At 61.2% G+C, this 18,991-nt stretch carries 17 protein-coding genes and 1 tRNA gene; 9 read left to right on the top strand and 9 right to left on the bottom strand.

The window, feature by feature from the left end:
* Positions 1-12: 12 nt before the first annotated feature.
* From GOX53_RS14905 to GOX53_RS14885, 5 genes are all read right to left on the bottom strand, one after another.
* Positions 13-1,029 carry a Fe(3+) ABC transporter substrate-binding protein gene (locus GOX53_RS14905; RefSeq protein ID WP_171177675.1) on the bottom strand — a complete coding sequence of 339 codons (1,017 nt, stop codon included), beginning with the start codon at positions 1,027-1,029 and terminating at the stop codon, positions 13-15.
* Between the two features lie 120 nt (positions 1,030-1,149).
* A complete protein-coding gene (locus tag GOX53_RS14900; protein WP_171177672.1) occupies positions 1,150-2,757 on the bottom strand; it encodes an arylsulfatase in 1,608 nt (535 codons plus the stop codon).
* A 36-nt stretch (positions 2,758-2,793) separates the two neighbouring features.
* The gene (locus GOX53_RS14895; RefSeq protein WP_171177670.1) at positions 2,794-3,954 is read right to left on the bottom strand and encodes a sialidase family protein; all 1,161 of its coding nucleotides are present in this window, start codon (positions 3,952-3,954) and stop codon (positions 2,794-2,796) included.
* A 329-nt stretch (positions 3,955-4,283) separates the two neighbouring features.
* Positions 4,284-4,409, bottom strand: coding sequence for a type B 50S ribosomal protein L36 (gene ykgO, locus GOX53_RS14890; RefSeq protein ID WP_005648635.1), 126 nt, complete (start codon positions 4,407-4,409; stop codon positions 4,284-4,286).
* A gap of 90 nt (positions 4,410-4,499) precedes the next feature.
* Positions 4,500-4,574 (bottom strand) — tRNA-Val (locus tag GOX53_RS14885).
* Positions 4,575-4,722: 148 nt separating this feature from the next.
* Here GOX53_RS14885 and GOX53_RS14880 point away from each other — a divergent pair.
* The gene (locus tag GOX53_RS14880) at positions 4,723-5,583 is read left to right on the top strand and encodes an N-formylglutamate amidohydrolase (RefSeq protein WP_171177668.1); all 861 of its coding nucleotides are present in this window, start codon (positions 4,723-4,725) and stop codon (positions 5,581-5,583) included.
* Positions 5,584-5,606: 23 nt separating this feature from the next.
* Here the strand turns inward: GOX53_RS14880 and GOX53_RS14875 are convergent, their stop codons facing one another.
* On the bottom strand, positions 5,607-6,860 hold the full coding sequence (locus tag GOX53_RS14875; protein ID WP_171177666.1) for a DNA polymerase IV: 1,254 nt from the start codon (positions 6,858-6,860) through the stop codon (positions 5,607-5,609).
* Between the two features lie 94 nt (positions 6,861-6,954).
* Here GOX53_RS14875 and GOX53_RS14870 point away from each other — a divergent pair, with 94 nt between their 5' ends.
* Entirely contained in the window at positions 6,955-7,374 is a 420-nt protein-coding gene (locus GOX53_RS14870; protein ID WP_171177664.1) for an NUDIX hydrolase, read from the top strand.
* A 469-nt stretch (positions 7,375-7,843) separates the two neighbouring features.
* Here the strand turns inward: GOX53_RS14870 and pyrF are convergent, their stop codons facing one another.
* Positions 7,844-8,548 carry an orotidine-5'-phosphate decarboxylase gene (gene pyrF / locus GOX53_RS14865; protein WP_171177662.1) on the bottom strand — a complete coding sequence of 235 codons (705 nt, stop codon included), beginning with the start codon at positions 8,546-8,548 and terminating at the stop codon, positions 7,844-7,846.
* Between the two features lie 130 nt (positions 8,549-8,678).
* Between pyrF and GOX53_RS14860 the strand changes: the two genes are divergently transcribed.
* Positions 8,679-8,990: a hypothetical protein gene (locus tag GOX53_RS14860; protein ID WP_171177660.1), complete on the top strand. Its 312-nt coding sequence runs from the start codon at positions 8,679-8,681 to the stop codon at positions 8,988-8,990.
* A 126-nt stretch (positions 8,991-9,116) separates the two neighbouring features.
* The gene (clpB, locus tag GOX53_RS14855) at positions 9,117-11,735 is read left to right on the top strand and encodes an ATP-dependent chaperone ClpB (RefSeq protein ID WP_171177658.1); all 2,619 of its coding nucleotides are present in this window, start codon (positions 9,117-9,119) and stop codon (positions 11,733-11,735) included.
* A 400-nt stretch (positions 11,736-12,135) separates the two neighbouring features.
* On the opposite strand, the gene GOX53_RS14850 is transcribed toward clpB, so the two are convergent.
* Complete coding sequence (locus GOX53_RS14850; protein WP_171177628.1) at positions 12,136-12,318, bottom strand: hypothetical protein; 183 nt, start codon at positions 12,316-12,318, stop codon at positions 12,136-12,138.
* A 474-nt stretch (positions 12,319-12,792) separates the two neighbouring features.
* The gene (locus GOX53_RS14845) at positions 12,793-13,845 is read right to left on the bottom strand and encodes a LacI family DNA-binding transcriptional regulator (RefSeq protein WP_171177656.1); all 1,053 of its coding nucleotides are present in this window, start codon (positions 13,843-13,845) and stop codon (positions 12,793-12,795) included.
* A gap of 191 nt (positions 13,846-14,036) precedes the next feature.
* Between GOX53_RS14845 and GOX53_RS14840 the strand changes: the two genes are divergently transcribed.
* From GOX53_RS14840 to GOX53_RS14820, 5 genes are all read left to right on the top strand, one after another.
* Positions 14,037-15,266, top strand: coding sequence for an ABC transporter substrate-binding protein (locus tag GOX53_RS14840; RefSeq protein WP_171177654.1), 1,230 nt, complete (start codon positions 14,037-14,039; stop codon positions 15,264-15,266).
* 73 nt (positions 15,267-15,339) lie between these two features.
* Complete coding sequence (locus GOX53_RS14835) at positions 15,340-16,233, top strand: carbohydrate ABC transporter permease (protein WP_171177881.1); 894 nt, start codon at positions 15,340-15,342, stop codon at positions 16,231-16,233.
* Positions 16,226-17,128 (top strand): carbohydrate ABC transporter permease, encoded by a 903-nt coding sequence (locus tag GOX53_RS14830; protein ID WP_367936275.1) that lies wholly within the window; start codon positions 16,226-16,228, stop codon positions 17,126-17,128. The genes GOX53_RS14835 and GOX53_RS14830 overlap by 8 nt, the downstream gene beginning before the upstream one ends.
* Positions 17,129-17,133: 5 nt before the next feature.
* Complete coding sequence (locus tag GOX53_RS14825) at positions 17,134-18,210, top strand: ABC transporter ATP-binding protein (protein ID WP_171177652.1); 1,077 nt, start codon at positions 17,134-17,136, stop codon at positions 18,208-18,210.
* A gap of 29 nt (positions 18,211-18,239) precedes the next feature.
* Entirely contained in the window at positions 18,240-18,983 is a 744-nt protein-coding gene (locus GOX53_RS14820; protein ID WP_171177650.1) for a sugar phosphate isomerase/epimerase, read from the top strand.
* Positions 18,984-18,991 lie beyond the last annotated feature (8 nt).

Raw genomic sequence — 18,991 nt, 5'->3', positions numbered from 1 at the left:
TTTTCCGGCAGATTACTTCCAGCCGACCTCGTTAAAGATCTTCTGTGCCTCGGGGATGTTCTTGGCCACGTCGGACAGGTTCACCTCATCCGCCTTGAACGCACCCAGCGCCGAGACGTTCTCGGCCAGCGGCACATCGGCGACGGCGGGGTATTCGTCGTTACCGTTCGAGAAATAGACCTGCGCCTGTTCACCGGCGAGATATTCCAGGAACTTGACCGCGTTATCCTTGTTCGGCGCGTGTGCCGCCACACCGGCCCCCGACAGGTTCATATGCGCGCCCTCGGCTTCCTGCGAGGGGAACTGCACCGACACCGAGTCAATCGCATCCGACAGGCCCTTCACGTCCTTGCGCAGCGCCCGGGCGTAGTAATAGGAGTTCGACACCGAAATCTCGCACTCGCCCGACACGATACCGCGCAGCTGGTCGGTGTCGCCGCCCTGCGGTTCGCGCGCCATGTTGTCGACCACGCCGGCGGCCCAGTCCTTGGCGGCTTCGGCGCCGTGATGGGTGATGATCGAGGCCAGCAGCGTCTGGTTGTACGTGTTGGTCGACGAGCGGATGCAGACCAGACCTTTGTATTCGGGCTTGGCCAGATCCAGATAGGTTGCCGGAGGGTTGGCCACGTCGTTCTTGTCGTAGAAGATGATACGTGCGCGCTGCGAGAAGCCGAACCACTGGTTGTCGGCGTCCTGCAGGTTGGCGGGGATGCGCTCTTCCAGCGTGGTGCTGTCGATGGCTTGCAGGATGCCCGCCTCCTTGGCGCGTGCCAGGCGCGAGGTGTCCACGGTCAGCAGCACGTCGGCAGGCGAGTTGGCGCCCTCGGCCTCCATCCGCGCGATCAGCTCGTCGGCCTTGCCCTCGATGCGGTTGATGGTGATGCCGGTGGCCTCTTCGAAATCGGTATAAAGGCGCTCATCAGTGTCGTAGTGGCGCGACGAATAGAGGTTCAGCTCGCCCTCGGCGGCGGCCGATGTTGCGATCAGCGCCGTCAGCGCGGCAGCGATGCAGGTGGAAGATTTCAGCATGGCGTGTCCCAGTATCTCTTGTGCAACGGGCAATAACCCGACTGATTTGCTCAATTATACGATTCCACGCCGGATGCAAGTATTTCCGACAGAATTACTCGGACAAAATCGTCGCAAGCGTCACCCTTCGGCGCTGTCCATCTCCCAGGCCGCCAGCAATCGCGGCAGGGCGGCGTTCCAATCCAGCACGCCGGTCTTGTCCGCCCAGTCCTGATAGTGCCGGATCAGATCGCGGGCGCGGTCCTGCTCGGCATGGATCAGATCGTGCAACTCGGTCCGGTCCGCCTCGATATCGTAAAGCTCCCAGTCCTTGCCATGCAGGCGCACCAGCTTGAACTGGCCCAGACGGATCGCCGCGTTGCCCTCATGCTCGAAAAAGATCGGCTGCTCGCGCTCCCACGCCTGACCGCGCAGCAGGGGCACAAGGCTTTCACCCTGACAGGGCTGGATCGCGTGCCCGCCCAGCTCGCTCAGATACCCGGCGCCGGTCACCTCCAGGATCGTCGGCAGGAGGTCGACCACATGACAGGCCGCATGCACCGGCGCCTGCGGGGCAAAGCCGCGGGGCCAATGCGCGATCAACGGAGTCGAGATCCCACCCTCATGCACATAATGCTTGAACAGCCGGAACGGCGCGTTCGAGACATTGGCCCACGGCCTGTCATAGCTCTGATAGGTCAGCGCATCGCCGGGCATGACATCGGGGCGGTTGCCCATCGCGATCCGGCGTCCGTCATGGGTGGTGTCGGGAAAGAACTTGGCCCAGCCATCCTCGGCCATGAACTCGGCACAGCCGCCATTGTCGCTGAGAAACAGGATCAGGGTATCCTTGAACTGCCCAAGCCGTTTCAGCGCGGCAATCAGCGTGCCGATGGACTGATCCATCCGGTCCACCATCGCCGCATAGGTCGCCATCTTGCGCGCTTCCCAGTCGCGGTTGGTTTCCGCCACCCAGGGCTGCACGTCCGTGTCGCGCGGACTGATCTGCCAGTTGGTCTGAAACAGCCCCATCGCATTCATGGTCTCGTGCCGGGCCGTGCGGGTTGCATCCCAGCCCTTGTCGTAGACACCGTCATAGCGGGCGATATCCTCGGGATGGGCGTGCAGCGGCCAATGCGGGGCGGTATGCGCGAGATACAGGAAGAACGGCTGCTTCATCGCCACCGATTCCTCGATCATCCCGATGGCTTTGTCGGTGATCGCATCCGTGAAGTAGAAGTCGTCGGGATAGGTTTCGACGCGGGCGTCATCCTCAAGCATGTAATGCGGCGAGAAGAAGTGAGTGACCCCGTCCACGATGCCGTAGAACCGGTCAAACCCGCGCTGGCGCGGTGTGGGGTGGTCGATATCGCCGACCCGCCAGCTGTCGACCTCGCGCGCCATGAAATCACCGCCCACATGCCACTTGCCGGACATGCCGGTCCGGTAGCCTGCCGCGCGCAGATGCTCGGCAATGGTGGCCGCGTCATTGCGCAGGAACCCCTGATAGGCGGGGGTGCCCAGATCGGCGCCCATATGCCCGATCCCCGCGTTGTGCGGATAAAGCCCGGTCAGCAGCGAGGCGCGCGTCGGACAGCAACGGGCGCAGTTATACATGGCCGTCAGCAGCGCGCCGTCCCGCGCCAGCGCGTCGATATTGGGCGTTCTGATCTCGGACCCGGTGCAGCCGAGATCGGCAAATCCCATATCGTCGGCAAGGATCAGGATGACATTGGGTGCTCGGGTCATGCGGGCTCCTGCCGATGGGGAATGGGGCGCCGGGTTCTACGCCTGGTCCAGCACCTCGACCGCCAGAATGGTCGGCAGATGCCGGGCCACCTCGTCCCAGCTTGCACCCTCATCGGTGCTGGCAAAGACCGAGCCGCTGTTGGTGCCGAAATAGATCCCCGCCGGATCACGCGTATCGCCCGCCATCGCCTGACGCAGCACGGTGAAGAAACAGCCCTTTTGCGGCAGCCCCTGCCGGTGGTCCTGCCAGCTCTGCCCGCCGTCGCAGGACCGCCACACCGCCGCCGCCGCATCCGGCGGATAGCGTCCGATGCTGTCGCCGTTCAGGGGCAGCGTCCAGATCATGTTGGGATCGCGGGGGTGGACATGAATCGGAAATCCGAAGGTCGAGGGCAGGCCCTCTGTGATATCCTCCCAACTGCGGCCCCCGTCGCCCGAGCGCCAGACCCCGTGGTGGTTCTGCTGATAGAGCAGATCCGCCGACCCGTTTGCCCGCATCATGTTGTGCACGCAATGCCCGGTCTCGCCGTCCCGCGGTGCCGCCGGATGGTCATGATGCCTGCAGGCATCGGCGTTCGAGAGCCGGTTGCGCCGCTCCCAGGTCTCGCCGCCATCCTCGGTGGCAAAAACCCCGGCGGCCGATATGCCGACCCACAGCTTTTGCGCATCGGCGGGATCGGACAGGATGGTATGCAGGACCAGCCCCGCCCCGCCGGGGTTCCAGCTGTCCGCCGAAGGATGGTTGGTCAGACCGTCCAGTGTCTCCCACGTGCGCCCGCCATCGCGGCTGGCCAGCAGCCGGGCGGGTTTGGTCCCGGCCAGCAGCGTGCCATGGGCATAGCGCAGCGACCAGATCTGCGAGAACCGGTCGCCAAAGGGCAGCGGGTCGTCCGTCCATCCGATCATCTCGGCAAAGCCCGGATCATTGGCGGCCCACTCGTCCTGCTCACCCTTGGTCAGCCGGGTGACCTCCCAGCTCTCACCGCCATCGTCCGAGCGCCAGACCCCCGCGCCATGCCAGTCGCTACCACCCCCGGCCCACAGCGTGCCGGTCTCGGTGTCGCCGATCACATGGTTGATCGACCAGCCATCGCAATAGGGGCCTTTGACCGTCCAGCCGGACCGGTCCGCTCCTCCATTCACGATGAACGTGCCCTTGGTGGTGCCCACAAGAACCTTGATGTCCGATCCCGACATGTCATCCCCGCTCCGTTGTTCTGGCCAAAGGATAACACGTGACCGGAAATGACGCATCTCAGCCCCGGTTCACCGGCCTCCTGGTCCGGAATCAAGGGCAAAGCCCGCCGGGCCGCGCCCTCCCTTCCGCACGGGAGGGCGCACTGGCGATGTCATGTGCCGCTCAAACGTCGTTCGGAGCTTTCAGGATAAATCGCAGACCACACTCGTCGCGGGCGCCCACCCGAGGGAGGGCGCGGCCCTCTGTTGGATCCAACTCTCTGCGACGGCCCAAAAAGAAAAACCGCGCCCGAAGGCGCGGCTTTCGTAAATCTCGGTATGCGACGTTCTCAGCCCTGACGAGCTTTGAACTTGCGCTGCGTCTTGTTGATCACATAGACGCGGCCTTTGCGACGCACGACCCGGCAGTCACGGTGCCGGTTCTTCAGCGAGCGGAGCGAGTTCTTGACCTTCATGGCCTGTCTCCTGTTCCTTCGGCGCGGGCCAGCGCCTTCATGTTGCGGGTGCCCCGGTGACCTCTTGCAAGGGCCGAAACAGTGAATTCATGGTGGGCGGTACAAGGATCGAACTTGTGACCCCTTCGATGTCAACGAAGTGCTCTACCGCTGAGCTAACCGCCCATGAAACCTTTGCGTGCCCTGCCCCATAACGAAATGGGGCGCGGAACTCCGCGCCGGTGGAGGGGTCTATAAAAGGAGTCGCGGCGGGGATCAAGGGCTTTGGAAGAACTATTTTCCGGTCTATGTTTCTTCCCGACAAGGAGTGACCATGCAGAACGCAGCCTACCATCTCAGTGCCCCGGCAGACCGCAGCTCCTGCGTGGTTTTTTCCTCGCCCCATAGCGGTCGCGACTATCCGCAGGACTTCCTGCGGCGTTCGGTTCTGGACCGGCACGCGATTCGGTCGTCCGAGGATGCCTTTGTCGATCTGCTTTTCGAACCGGCGGCCGAGTTTGGCGCGCCGCTGCTTAAGGCGGCGGTCCCGCGCGCCTATCTGGACCTCAACCGCAGTGTTGAGGAGCTGGACCCGGCGCTGGTGCAGGGCGCGCGCAAGCACGGGCACAATCCCCGGGTGGCCTCGGGGCTGGGGGTGATTCCACGGGTGGTGGCAAACGGGCGCGCGATCTACAGCGGCAAACTGCCGATGTCCGAGGCGCAGCGTCGGATCAACGCCTACTGGCGGCCCTATCACGCGCGGCTGCAATCGCTTCTGACCGAGTCGTTCGATGCGTTCGGGCAAGCCATCGTGATCGACTGCCATTCGATGCCGCATGAGGCGGTCGCCGGCCTCGCCCGTGGCAAGACGTCCTGCCCCGAGATCGTGCTGGGCGACCGCTTCGGTGCCGCGGCCAGCGCGGATGTCGTGGACCGGATCGAGGCCGCTTTTGCCGCCGCCGGGTTCAACGTCACCCGCAACACGCCCTTTGCGGGCGCCTATGTGACCCAGACCTATGGCCGCCCGTCCCGGCATCAGCACGCGGTGCAGGTTGAGATTGACCGCTCGCTCTATATCGACGAAGAGCGCATCCTGCCCAATGCCAATTTCAACACCTTCCGCACCGCATTGCGCAGCGTGATCGAAGAGATTGCGGGGATCGGGCGGGACGAGGTTCCGCTGGCCGCCGAGTAACTGCTCCCACCGGGCTTTGGCCGCTACCGCAGCGCCCGTCCTTTCAGGATCGCATCCGTCCCGAACCGCTTGCGGATCTCGTCCGTGGCCCGCTCGGCGCCCGACCGCTGCGAGGCGCCGGGGTCCAGCAGATCGCCCGAGACATCCGCCTGCTCCGCATCGCACAGATCTGACAGGCCGCAGCCCAGCAACCGGTACGGCCCCTCATCGCCCACCTGATCGAACAGCCCCCGCGCGGTGCGATAAATCCGGTCGGCCATCTGTGTCGGATCCCGCAGCGACACCCGCCGGGTCAGGATCTTATGATTGGCCTTCTTCAGCTTCAGCGTCACCACCCGCCCGGCCAACTCCTTGGCTTTGGCCCGGTCCGAGACCTTCTCGGCCATCCGCCACAAATGCCCGTCCAGCACATCCGGGTTGGCTGTGTCCTCGAAGAACGTGGTCTCGTTGCTGATCGACTTCATCGGCTCATGTGCCGACACTTTCCGTCGGTCCTGCCCCCGCGCCAGATGCCACAGCCGATAGCCCATCGAGCCGAACCGCGCGGTCAGCGCCTCCTGCTCCCAGCGCAGGAGGTCGGAGAAGGTGCGGATACCGGCGCGCTCCAGCGACTCCTGCGCCGCCGGGCCGATGCCCCAGATCAGACGCACCGGCTTGTCATGCAGAAATTCCGCCGTCTCGGCCTGACCGATCACCGAAAACCCGCGCGGCTTGTCCAGATCCGAGGCCACCTTGGCCAGGAACTTGTTGTGGGACAGGCCGATCGAGCCGGTCAGCCCCAACTCATCCTTCATCCGCCTGACCAGCCGCGCCAGCATCACCGCAGGCGGCGCGCCGTGCAGCCGCTCGGTGCCGGACAGATCCATGAATGCCTCATCCAGCGACAGCGGCTCCACCACCGGCGTCAGCTCATCCATCATCGCCCGGATCTGTTTCGAGATCGCCGCATAGACCGACATGCGCGGCTTGATCACCACCGCGTCGGGGCACAGCGTCAGCGCCTTGAACATCGGCATCGCCGAGCGCACGCCCCGGATGCGCGCCACATAACACGCGGTCGACACCACGCCCCGTTTGCCGCCCCCGATGATCACCGGCTTGCCCGCAAGCTCCGGATTGTCGCGCTTTTCCACCGAGGCATAGAAGGCGTCGCAATCCATATGCGCGATGCTCAGATCGAACAGCTCGGGATGCAGCGTGACCCTCGGGCTGCCGCAGTCGGGACAGCGCCGTGCATCGTCAAAACAGGTCAGGCAGTCGCGACACAGGCCGGGCATCAACTCTTTTACGCGCATGAGGTTTCGTTTCGGGGTATAAGCGGCCCATATCTAACCCGAGTCGCGGCATCGTTCAAAGGCAAGGCAGTCCTTCATGGAGTTTTCAGGCGCGAAAATCGCCCTTTTCATGGGCCCCGATCTGCTGGTGATCCGCCGGGACGACAACCCCGACATTCCCTATCCCGATCACTGGGACTTTCCCGGTGGCGGGCGCGAGGATGGCGAGGCACCGCTCGACTGTGCCCTGCGCGAGACCCTCGAAGAGGTCGGACTGAGCCTCAGTGCCGACGATATTGCCTGGAGCAACGCCTATCACCGCCCGCGCGGCGATGTTTGGTTCTTCGTGGCTCACCTGCCGCCGGAAACGGTGGACCGGGTTCGCTTCGGCTCAGAAGGGCAGGGCTGGCGCCTGATGCCGCCCGAGGAATATGCCGATCACCCCAAGGCGGTGCCGCATTTCGCCGATCAGATCCGGCGCTACCTGATCCTGCGCCGCCAGACCGCGTCGGCCTGACCGGCGCGGCTCCGGGTAAATCACTGTCTTCTCAGAAAATCCCCCCGCAAAGTGGGCGGGGGGGAGGTAACGAACCACAGGAAGAGACGGTTCGTTGGGGAGTGTCTCAGTCTTAGAATCGCTCAAAAACGCTCTTGGTGGTAGTCCGGATTTCCCGCACCCCAAAACCTGCCTGTATCATGTGCTTTTGCGGGCACAGGGTGGATTGGCGTGGCCAGTGAGGAGAAACGAGGCTGTTCGGCTCAAGCACCCAGCCCGGAATCAAGGCACGCAGTGCCGCCGGGCAGCGCCCGACCGCCCCTATGGGCGGGCGCTATGTTGATGTTTGTGACCCGCACATGCGCTGGATGTGGCGGCGCCATAAAGTGCAAACCGCCATCGGCAGAAGCGCCCACCCACGGTCGGGCGCTGCCCTCTGTTCTGCGATATCGTCAACTGCGGTTGGTTCGGCCCGCCCGTCGTGTCGACCTCAATGCACCTGCAGCGACCCCATCTCCTCCAGGATCGCCGCCACCGCCGCCTTCGGATCGGCAGCCTGATAGACCGGGCGTCCCACCACGATGTGATCCGCCCCGTCGCCGATCGCTTGGGCCGGGGTTGCCACCCGTTTCTGGTCACCCGCCGCCGCCCCAGCCGGGCGCACACCGGGGGTGACGATCAGACGGCCCTCCGCTTCGGGCAAGACACGGATCAAGGCCGCCTCTTGCGGGCTGGCGATAACGCCATCCGCCCCGGCCTCGAACGCCCGGGCGGCACGCTCAAGCACAAGCTCCTGCACCTCGCCCGGCTTGATCAGCCCCGCATCCAGATCGGCGCGGTTCAGCGAGGTCAGGACCGTCACCGCAAGGATCTTCAGGTCTTTGCCGGCCGCGCCCTCCCTGGCCGCCCGCACCACATGCGGATCGCCATGCACGGTCAGGAAATCCAGATCGAACTGCGCCAGCCCGCGCACCGCATTCTCAACCGTGTTGCTGATGTCAAAGAGCTTCATGTCCAGAAAGATGCGCTTGCCGTGGTCCTGTTTCAGCTCATTGGCCAGCGCCAGCCCGCCCCCGGTCAGCATCCCCAGCCCGATCTTGTAGAACGACACGCTGTCCCCCAGCTTTTCGGCCATCGCCAGCCCCTGCAGGGCGTTGGGCACGTCAAGGGCGACAATCAGGCGGTCATCGGACATTCGGCGGGCTCCTTTTTGACAAACGCTTGCGTCCTAGCGGGTTTGGCGCGATCTGTCCATGCGTGGCGCGCTGATGACTTGTGTTATGGTACCCGCACTTGAGACGCTTGTTCAATACGGGGGACAGAACATGAGAAAGCTGGCTTTGCTTGGAGTGCTGCTGGCCATAGGGGCCTGTGACGAGGCTCCGGAATGGGAAAGAGGCGCCGCACCGGACCCGACAAATGACGATCTGAAATTTGTGCGCGGCTACCGGGCCGGGGATGACTGGTGCCAGCTGACCGGCGAAACCGCCTTTACCGCAGAATTTCTGGATCACACCGCCGATCTGGTTTCTTGCCCGACCGGCAGCACCGCCGCGCAAACTCTGGTCGAGGCTTACGGCGCGCAGCAAGTGGCCGAGACGGGCGGTTACACGGTCTACACGATACCGCAAATATAGGGCTGGTTTCTGTGCCTTAGCCTCTTGAACCGTCAAAGATATCTCCCAGATTGAATGCGAGGCCCAGACCGACGCGTGCCGCCAAGCGGGCGCAGAGACCTTGGGCGCTTGGAAAAGGAGAGAAAGATGGACTTGTCGAAGTTCACCGAGCGGGCACGAGGCTTCGTGCAGGCGGCGCAGACGATTGCATTGCGCGAGGGGCACCAGAGGTTGGCGCCCGAACATATTCTCAAAGCATTGATGGATGACGACCAGGGGCTGGCAAGCAACCTGATCACCCGTGCCGGCGGCGCGCCCAACCGCGTGGTCGAGGCGCTGGATGTGGCGCTGTCCAAGATCCCGCAAGTCAGCGGCGATGCCGGTCAGGTCTATCTGGACGGCCAGACCGCCAAGGTGCTGGATGAGGCCGAAAAGATCGCCAAGAAGGCAGGCGACAGCTTTGTCCCGGTCGAACGGGTGCTGATGGCCCTCTGCATGGTGAAATCCAAGGCCAAGGAGGCGCTGGACGCCGGTGCCGTGACCGCCCAGAAACTCAACGAAGCGATCAACGACATCCGCAAGGGCCGCACCGCCGATACCGCGTCGGCGGAAGAGGGCTATGACGCACTCAAGAAATACGCGCGCGACCTGACCGAGGCGGCGGCCGAAGGCAAGATCGACCCGATCATCGGGCGCGATGAGGAAATCCGCCGCTCGATGCAGGTGCTCAGCCGCCGCACCAAGAACAACCCGGTCCTGATCGGGGAACCCGGCGTCGGTAAGACCGCGATTGCCGAGGGCATGGCCCTGCGCATCATCAACGGCGATGTGCCCGAGAGTCTGCGCGACAAGAAACTGCTCGCGCTCGACATGGGCGCGCTGATCGCCGGTGCCAAATACCGCGGCGAGTTCGAAGAGCGGCTCAAGGCAGTCCTGACCGAGGTCACCGAGGCCGCAGGCGAGATCATCCTCTTCATCGACGAGATGCACACGCTGGTCGGCGCCGGTAAATCCGACGGTGCCATGGATGCCGCCAACCTGATCAAACCGGCGCTTGCACGCGGGGAGCTGCACTGTATCGGCGCCACCACGCTCGACGAATACCGCAAATACGTGGAAAAGGACGCAGCCCTGGCCCGCCGGTTCCAGCCGGTCATGGTCACCGAACCCACAGTCGAGGACACCATCTCGATCCTGCGCGGCATCAAGGAGAAATACGAACTCCATCACGGTGTCCGCGTCTCGGATTCGGCGCTGGTCTCGGCGGCGACGCTTTCGCATCGCTACATCACCGACCGCTTCCTGCCCGACAAGGCCATCGACCTTGTGGACGAAGCCGCCTCGCGCCTGCGCATGGAGGTGGATTCGAAACCCGAAGAGCTCGACCAGCTCGACCGCCAGATCCTGCAGATGCAGATCGAGGAAGAGGCGTTGAAGCTCGAAGACGATGCGGCCTCGAAGGACCGGCTGGAAACCCTGCAAAAGGATCTGGCCGAGCTGCAGGAACGCTCGGCTGAGATGACCGCCCAGTGGCAGGCCGAACGCGACAAGTTGAACGCGGCGCAGTCGCTCAAGGAACAGCTCGACAAGGCCCGTGCCGAACTGGACATCGCCAAGCGCGAGGGCAACCTGGCCAAGGCCGGGGAGCTCTCCTATGGCGTCATCCCGGGGCTGGAAAAACAGCTACAAGAGGCCGAAAGCCGCGAAGAGGGCGGCATGATGGCCGAGGAAACCGTGCGCCCGGAACAGATTGCCAGCGTGGTCGAACGCTGGACGGGTATCCCGACCTCGAAAATGCTCGAAGGCGAGCGCGAGAAACTCCTGCGCATGGAGGACCAGCTGCACACCCGCGTGATCGGCCAGAACACCGCCGTCACCGCCGTCGCCAATGCCGTGCGCCGGGCGCGCGCGGGCCTGAACGATGAGAACCGCCCGCTGGGCAGCTTCCTCTTCCTCGGGCCGACCGGCGTGGGCAAGACGGAACTGACCAAGGCCGTGGCCGAGTTCCTGTTCGACGACGAACACGCGATGGTCCGCATCGACATGTCCGAGTTCATGGAGAAACACGCGGTTGCCCGCCTGATCGGCGCCCCTCCGGGCTATGTCGGCTATGACGAGGGCGGTGTCCTGACCGAGGCCGTCCGCCGCCGTCCCTATCAGGTGGTGCTGTTCGATGAGGTGGAAAAGGCGCATCCGGATGTGTTCAACGTGCTGTTGCAGGTGCTCGATGACGGGGTGCTGACCGACGGTCAGGGCCGCACGGTGGACTTCAAGCAGACGCTGATCGTGCTGACCTCGAACCTCGGCGCGCAGGCACTCAGCCAGCTGCCCGAAGGCGCCGATGCCTCGGACGCGCGGCGCGACGTGATGGATGCGGTGCGGGCCCATTTCCGCCCCGAATTCCTCAACCGTCTGGATGAGACCATCATCTTCGACCGGCTCGCCCGCGCCGATATGGACGGCATCGTCGACATCCAGCTGGCCCGCCTGCGCAAACGTCTGGCCGGCCGCAAGATCACGCTGGACCTGGACGAGGGCGCCCGCAAATGGCTGGCCGACGAAGGCTATGACCCGGTCTTCGGCGCCCGCCCGCTCAAGCGCGTGATCCAGCGCGCCCTGCAGAACCCGCTGGCGGAACTGCTGCTGGCTGGAGACGTCAAGGACGGCGAAACCGTTCCGGTGACCGCAGGCACCGACGGCCTGATCATCGGAGACCGCCTCGGCACCTCCGACCGCCCCCGCCCGGACGACGCGGTGATCCACTGACCAAGGGGCGGGGCCGCACCCCGCCGCACAACAAGAAGGCCCGCCGAAACCGGCGGGCCTTCTTGTGTGGGTGAATGTCAATTCTGAGTCCACTGCGATCAATATGGCACTCCGACTGAATATCCGCTCTGTTGTATCCCGTAATTCATGCAACTTGCGACGTGACCAGAAAACACGAAGGTCAAAATGTGGGTGCGTTGGAATAATTAGGCGCAAGTTTAAGGCCGATTTGACATGTTAAAAGCATGGTTATCGTTGTGACTGATTATCAGCTCGCAAGTCCGATCGGTAATGCCACAAGTGACCTAATTAAGAAGATCAGTGAATGGGGAGTTTTCAGCCGTGGATTATTTCATTTTTTATCAACGGATTAGGAACAGTCATTTTTTCCCGGTTTAAATCATCCGGTGTCGGCAAAAATCGCCGCGTCGGGCATTGGACCGATTTCACCGTGAGCAGCCATCAAGGAGAGTGTGGTGCTTTGGACGCCCGCGCCCAGCGAAAACACTCTGAGGTCTGCGTTCTCGACTGGCTCACTGACCCCGGGCCAAGTCGTGTGTTTGTATTGGGTCACATCGAACACGGTTGTATCTCCCGCCGGGGATAGGGCGCATTCGCGCTCTGCTGGTTTCAGAAGCACTCGGGAACCCAAGCGTCGATGCGGGCTTTCTGCTCGGCGGTCACGCCCAACGCTTTCTGGTGGTCGGCATCGTTGAACAGCTTGTGCATCGCCTCGTACTTCTCACCCTTCTTCGACTTGGCGAAGGCCCGGAAGGCATCCGCCGCATCGGTGAGGTCCAGAAGCTCCTTGTAGAGGGCATCAAGCTGCCAGCCCTTGAGCCGCTTGAAACAGTTCGTCGCGGAAGGCGTCCAGGCTCATGTTCCAAAGAGAGAGAGCAAGCACTATGACACCGGCAAGTTCGCCAATCGGTATAAGAATGATCATGCTGGTGCCGAGGCGATCGTCACTGCGGCACGTCAGCCTGATATGCCTTTCGTTGAGCCGAAGACGGCAAAGCTTCAATCCACGCCCGTACTACCAATCGCAACGGACCACTTAAGTGGGGTTGGCCACGGGCGCCGAGCAACTATCTCTGCTGATCAGGGTTACGTCGATCGTTTTAATCTCGCACGCAGCGCTAAGCTCTCCATCGTTTTCAAGCCGTTTAAGCAGTTGACCCGCAGCTTGCTCTCCCAGGGCGCTACGGTCCTGGCGTATCGTGGTCAGGGACGGAAGGCTGAATGCCGCCAGTTCGATGTCGTCAAACCCAACAACCGACATGTCTTGAGGCACCGAAAGGCCCGCTGCGTTTAGACGTGCAATCAGGCCAAGCGCAACCATGTCGGAAGCACAAAAAACTGCTGTGGGGCGCTCCTTCATTTTCAAGATATCGTCACCCGACTTCCACCCTGACTGCACCGAAAAATCGCCACGTATGATCCATTCATCTCTCAGCGGGAGGTCCAGCTCGCGACGGGCGTGCAGCATGCCTTCACGCCGTGCTGCCGTAAGGACGTTTCCGCGCGGCCCAGTGATGTGGGCAATCTTTCTATGGCCGAACTCATAGAGATGTTCGACCGCCATTATCGCACCCTCGCGATTGTTGCTTCGCACCGACGGGTAAGGGGCATCCTGGAGCCATTCGCAGGCAAAAACGATGCGGTTCTCCAGGCCGTTCAAACGGAATTGTTCGAGATCGTCATTCGTGAGAGAGCCATCCAGGCAGACGACCCCGTCAACCCTTCCGTCAAGCAAATAGTCGACCACCTGGCGCCCCGGTGATTCCTGCACGTTCGAGTCGGAGATCAGAACTGAGTACCCGCCATTGGAGAATGTCGCATTCAAACTGGCAAGGATTTGCGAGAAGAACGGGTTTCCAAGATTGGGTACAAGCACAAGAACTGCACCCGACCTCTTTTTGCGCAAGTTGCGTGCAGCCTGATTGACTCGGTATCCGGTATGCTGAATGGCTTCGAGAACCAGATCCCGGGTCTGCTCACTGACGACTTCCGGCGTACTGATCGTGCGGCTGACAGTTGCCGCCGACACGCCGGCCTGTCGCGCAACATCTTGTACTGTAACTGATTTTTCTGGTTCTCGTCTGGGCATCAAAGACCTTCTGGTTTTCCCATCAAGGGGCGCTTGACAGCTTTCCACAAGACATGATTATCTATGTAATCGATTACATGCAAGGCGATTCGACCTCAAATGTAATCGATTACAGCGCCGCTCTTGCGTGAACCAGGCGGGCAAGGCCCAGGCTCAAGTTGAGAATTGGGCCCGATCAGGGAGGAGAGAAGATGAAAGCAATTCGGAAGACGTTGATAGCCACCAGTACACTTTGCGCTGCCACATCGGTTGCCGCAGCGGACTTGGAGGTCACCCATTGGTGGACGTCCGGAGGCGAGGCCGCGGCCGTCAGTGAACTGGCGAAAGCCTTCGATGACACGGAACACAATTGGGTCGACGGCGCTATCGCCGGGTCCGGAGGTACAGCCCGCCCGATCATCATCAGCCGCATTCTCGGTGGCGATCCGATGGGCGCAACGCAGCTAAATCATGGTCGCCAGGCGGAAGAGTTGATCGAGGCAGGCCTTCTCACAGACCTGACCGAATTGGCGGAACAGGAAGGCTGGCGGGACATCGTCAACCCGCCTTCATTGCTTGATGCCTGCACCTATGAGGGCCGCATATACTGCGCGCCGGTCAATATCCATTCAGCCCAGTGGCTATGGCTTAGCCACAGCGCGTATGAGCAAGCCGGTCTTGATGTGCCAGCAAACTGGGCGGAGTTTGTTACTGCGGCACCCAAACTGGAAGAAGCCGGTATAGTGCCATTGGCAATGGGCCAGCAAGGCTGGCAGCAAAATCTGGCCTTTGGCACGTTGCAGATTGCCATTGCCGGTGTTGACGCCTGGCGCAAGGTTCTGGTCGACAAGGATGCAGAGGTCGCAGCCGGGCCAGAATACGCAAAAGTGTTTCAGGCCGCCGCCGACGCCCGCGAACTTGCCCGTTCCTCCAACGTCCAGGACTGGAACCTGGCCACAAACATGGTCATTACCGGCAAAGCTGGCGGCCAGATCATGGGGGACTGGGCGCAGGGTGAATTCCAGATTGCCGGGCAGGTTGCCGGAACCGACTATACCTGTCTTCCAGGGCTCGGCGTGAATGAAATTCTGGATACCGGTGGAGATGCCTTTTATTTCCCGGTTATCGAAGACGATGACATCAAAGCGGCGCAACTGGAACTGGCCTCGCTTATTGTGTCACCCAAGGTTCAGGTCGCTTTCAACCTGAAGAAGGGGTCGCTGCCGGTCCGTGGCGACATTGACCTCTCGACAGCGAACGACTGCATGCAAAAGGGTCTGCAAATTCTCGCTAAGGGGAATGTCCTTCCGTCAGGAGACATGAACCTGAGCGCGGATACGCAGACCCAGATTGAAGATCTTATGGCCGAGTTCTGGACCTCAGACATGAGCGCTGCAGACGCTCAGGAGCGCTACGCAAGCATTGTTGCTTCGGCCGATTGATTACTCCTGACGCAGGTGCGCTGTACCGTTGGCGCACCTGCTCCGGAAAAACTCGTGTCCAGGGAGGGTGAAAATGGAGTCGGCCCGGAAGCCTCTTTCCGTATTCAAGAACTTAAGCGCCAAAATCGCATCTGTTCCGATGATCCTGACGGCTCTGGTCGTCTTTGTCGGCGGAACCGCCTGGACGGTTCTGCATTCCTTTACAGGCTCCCGACTGTTGCCCAAGCTCAAATTCGTTGGCTTCGACCAATACGAGCGGCTTTGGTCCACCCGGCGATGGCTTGTTTCCATCGAAAATCTCGCGATCTATGGGGTTTGCTCTCTGATCCTGACACTGTCCATTGGCTTCTTCCTGGCTGCACTTCTGGATCGCAAAATCCGTGGGGAGGCGGTGTTCCGGACGATTTTTCTCTATCCCTTTGCTTTGTCCTTCGTGGTCACGGGGTTGGCTTGGCAATGGATCCTGAACCCTGACTTCGGTATCCAGAACACGGTGCGCAGCCTTGGATGGCAAAGCTTCACGTTCGACCCGCTGAACAATCCGGACATCGTGATTTTTGGCATCCTGATTGCCGGTCTCTGGCAAGGCACCGGGCTGATCATGGTGATAATGCTCGCGGGACTGCGCGGAATCGACGAGGACATTTGGAAGGCAACGCGGGTTGACGGCATTCCCACCTGGAAGACCTATATCCGCGTAATCATCCCCATGATGCGCCCGGTGTTCATCACCGCGCTCGTGCTGATCGCCTCGGGCATCATCAAGCTCTATGACCTCGTTGTCGCACAAACCAACGGCGGCCCAGGCATCGCCTCGGAGGTGCCTGCGAAATACGTGATCAACTACATGTTTCGGGCGCAGAATCTCGGGCAAGGTTTTGCGGCCTCCACCATGATGCTGGTTTCGGTCATCATCATCCTCGTGCCCTGGGCGTATCTCGAGTTCGGGGGAAAGAAACGTGACTGACGTCCAGCTCTCGTTTGACGGTCCCAGAGGACCAAAGCCGCGCCGTCGTTTGAGTCCGGCAAACATCATGCTCTATGGCACTTTGCTTGTGGTATCGCTCTACTATTTGCTGCCGCTTTACGTGATGGTCGTGACCTCGCTCAAGGGCATGCCAGAGATCCGGCTTGGCAACATCTTCAGCCCGCCGGTGGAGGTCACGCTCGAGCCCTGGGTCAAGGCCTGGGCCGAAGCATGTACCGGGATCAATTGCGACGGGCTATCGCGTGGCTTCTGGAACTCGGTCCAGATCCTCATACCCTCGGTGATACTGTCCATAGCGGTGGCGTCGGTGAACGGCTACGCGCTGGCAAACTGGAAATTCCGCGGCTCCGAGCTGTTTTTCACCATCCTCATCATCGGGGCATTCATCCCCTATCAAACCATGCTTTACCCGTTGGTGATCATCCTCCGCGAGATCGGCCTTATGGGCAAACTCGGTGGGCTGGTGCTGGTTCATACGGTCTTCGGCATGCCGATCCTGACACTTCTGTTCCGCAACTATTTCGCGGCAATTCCAGAGGAGCTGTTCAAAGCTGCACGCATCGATGGAGCCGGTTTCTGGGGCATCTACTTTCGCATCATGCTGCCGATGTCACTGCCGATCTTCGTCGTCGCGATCATCCTGCAGGTCACCGGCATCTGGAACGACTTTCTCTTTGGTGTGATCTACACAAAGCCAGACACTTACCCGATGACGGTGCAACTGAACAACATCGTCAACTCGGTTCAGGGTATCAAGGAATATAACGTCAACATGGCCGCAACCCTGCTTACGGGGCTGGTGCCGCTGATCATCTATTTCGTTTCCGGAAAACTGTTTGTGCGCGGCATTGCTGCCGGCGCTGTGAAAGGTTGATCATAATGGACACAAATATCGCCATCAAGAACCTCGACCTTAGCTTTGGCGCAATCAACGTTCTTCAGGATCTCAATCTGGACGTCGCCAAGGGCGAGTTTCTGGTGCTGTTAGGCTCTTCTGGCTGTGGCAAATCCACCCTGCTGAACTGCATCGCCGGTTTGTTGGATGTCACGGACGGCCAGATTCACATTGGAGGACGCAACGTGACCTGGGAGGAGCCATCTAACCGAGGCATCGGCATGGTCTTCCAGTCCTATGCGCTCTATCCGCAGATGACCGTCGAAGGTAATCTCAGCTTCGGGCTGAAAAACGCGGGGGTGTCACGAGAGCAGATCACCGAAAAGGTAGCGCAAGCGGCCAAGACACTTCAGATCGAACCTTTACTCAAGCGCAAACCGCGCGCCTTGTCTGGCGGCCAGCGCCAGCGCGTCGCCATTGGTCGGGCTCTGGTTCGGGACGTCGAGGTGTTTCTGTTTGACGAACCGCTTTCCAATTTGGACGCAAAGCTGCGCGCCGAGCTTCGGGTCGAGATCAAGCAACTACACCAGACGCTTGGCAATACCATGATCTACGTGACTCATGACCAGATCGAGGCGATGACACTTGCGGATCGTATCGCGATCATGAAGGGCGGCAAGATCCTGCAGCTCGATACCCCGAACCAGATCTATAACCGCCCGGCGAACAAGTACGTTGCCGAATTCATAGGCTCGCCCACCATGAATTTCTTTGACGGCACGTTATCGGGAACGGCATTTTCGTGCCCGCAGGGTGATTTCTCGGTCGAAGGTTACGAGTTTGCTGCAACTCCGTCAGCTGGTGCCACCCTGCTTGGTATTCGTCCCGAACATATTCTGACCGGTGATCAGGCCGCGACTGCTCAGGTGCGGCTGCCGGCAACCGTCGACCTGGTCGAGCCACTTGGTTCCGACACATTGGTGCGGTGCGACGTTGCGGGTCAATCGGTCTGGGCGCGTCTGGACGGACAAACGCCGATCGAACCGGGCGCTGACCTGCCTCTCGGTTTCAACGCCAATCTCGTCAACCTGTTCTCCAAGACCAGTGAAAACCGGCTTTGAAACGTCTTGGACCCGGAAAGGAATCCTAAATGAGCGTCTCTTATCAGCTCTACTCGTCACGAAATTTTACGCCCTGGTCCAACGTGATAGAGACTCTGGCTACGCTTGGTTACACGCAAGTCGAGGGTTTCGGCGCAGTCTACGATGACCCGGTAAGGTTTCGCCAGTTGCTGGATGAGAACGGGCTGTCCATGCCCTCGGGGCATTTCAGCATCGAGGCGCTGGAAGACGATTTCGACGCCACGGTGGCTCAGGCAAGGCTGCTTGGAGTGCAGAAGATCTTTGCGCCTTATCTCGGAGAAGAGGATCGGGCGCGTGACACGGCAGGCTGGACCGATTTCGCTGCCAGATTGTCGGCCATCGGAGACAAACTCAGAAATGCGGGTTTTGGTTTCGGCTGGCACAACCACGACTTTGAGTTCAGACCATTGGAGGATGGCGGCATCCCGATGCGGATCCTTCTTGAGGCTGATCCCGCGCTGGAGTGGGAAGCTGACATCGCCTGGATCATCCGCGGTGGTGCAGACCCGGTTGAATGGATCGAAACATACGGCCACCGGATCACCGCCGCACATGTCAAGGACATAGCACCCGATGGCCTGAATGCGGACGAAGATGGCTGGTCCGATCTCGGCCATGGAATTGTGGACTGGGCCGGGCTGACCGCAAGTCTGCGCAGAAAGGGGGTCACCCTCTTTATCATGGAGCACGACAACCCGTCAGATGATGCTCGGTTTGCCCGGAATTCCATCGAAACCTTCAAGAGCTTCTGAGGAGACAC

The organism is Ruegeria sp. HKCCD8929, from assembly GCF_013031405.1.
In the GTDB taxonomy this organism is placed as follows: domain Bacteria; phylum Pseudomonadota; class Alphaproteobacteria; order Rhodobacterales; family Rhodobacteraceae; genus Ruegeria.
The sequence above is the reverse complement of the archived record's forward strand: the minus strand, read 5'-3'. Positions and strand labels throughout refer to the sequence as shown.

Bases quoted from the DNA above. Each gene is read 5' to 3' on its own strand.
- GOX53_RS14900 (WP_171177672.1), bottom strand. From the start codon at position 2,757: ATGACCCGAGCACCCAATGTCATCCTGATCCTTGCCGACGATATGGGA.
- GOX53_RS14820 (WP_171177650.1), top strand. From the start codon at position 18,240: ATGAGCGTCTCTTATCAGCTCTACTCGTCACGAAATTTTACGCCCTGG.
- GOX53_RS14905 (WP_171177675.1), bottom strand. From the start codon at position 1,029: ATGCTGAAATCTTCCACCTGCATCGCTGCCGCGCTGACGGCGCTGATC.
- GOX53_RS14840 (WP_171177654.1), top strand. From the start codon at position 14,037: ATGAAAGCAATTCGGAAGACGTTGATAGCCACCAGTACACTTTGCGCT.
- clpB (WP_171177658.1), top strand. From the start codon at position 9,117: ATGGACTTGTCGAAGTTCACCGAGCGGGCACGAGGCTTCGTGCAGGCG.
- ykgO (WP_005648635.1), bottom strand. From the start codon at position 4,409: ATGAAGGTCAAGAACTCGCTCCGCTCGCTGAAGAACCGGCACCGTGAC.
- GOX53_RS14870 (WP_171177664.1), top strand. From the start codon at position 6,955: ATGGAGTTTTCAGGCGCGAAAATCGCCCTTTTCATGGGCCCCGATCTG.
- GOX53_RS14880 (WP_171177668.1), top strand. From the start codon at position 4,723: ATGCAGAACGCAGCCTACCATCTCAGTGCCCCGGCAGACCGCAGCTCC.
- GOX53_RS14860 (WP_171177660.1), top strand. From the start codon at position 8,679: ATGAGAAAGCTGGCTTTGCTTGGAGTGCTGCTGGCCATAGGGGCCTGT.
- GOX53_RS14825 (WP_171177652.1), top strand. From the start codon at position 17,134: ATGGACACAAATATCGCCATCAAGAACCTCGACCTTAGCTTTGGCGCA.
- GOX53_RS14875 (WP_171177666.1), bottom strand. From the start codon at position 6,860: ATGCCCGGCCTGTGTCGCGACTGCCTGACCTGTTTTGACGATGCACGG.
- GOX53_RS14845 (WP_171177656.1), bottom strand. From the start codon at position 13,845: ATGCCCAGACGAGAACCAGAAAAATCAGTTACAGTACAAGATGTTGCG.
- pyrF (WP_171177662.1), bottom strand. From the start codon at position 8,548: ATGTCCGATGACCGCCTGATTGTCGCCCTTGACGTGCCCAACGCCCTG.
- GOX53_RS14835 (WP_171177881.1), top strand. From the start codon at position 15,340: ATGGAGTCGGCCCGGAAGCCTCTTTCCGTATTCAAGAACTTAAGCGCC.
- GOX53_RS14895 (WP_171177670.1), bottom strand. From the start codon at position 3,954: ATGTCGGGATCGGACATCAAGGTTCTTGTGGGCACCACCAAGGGCACG.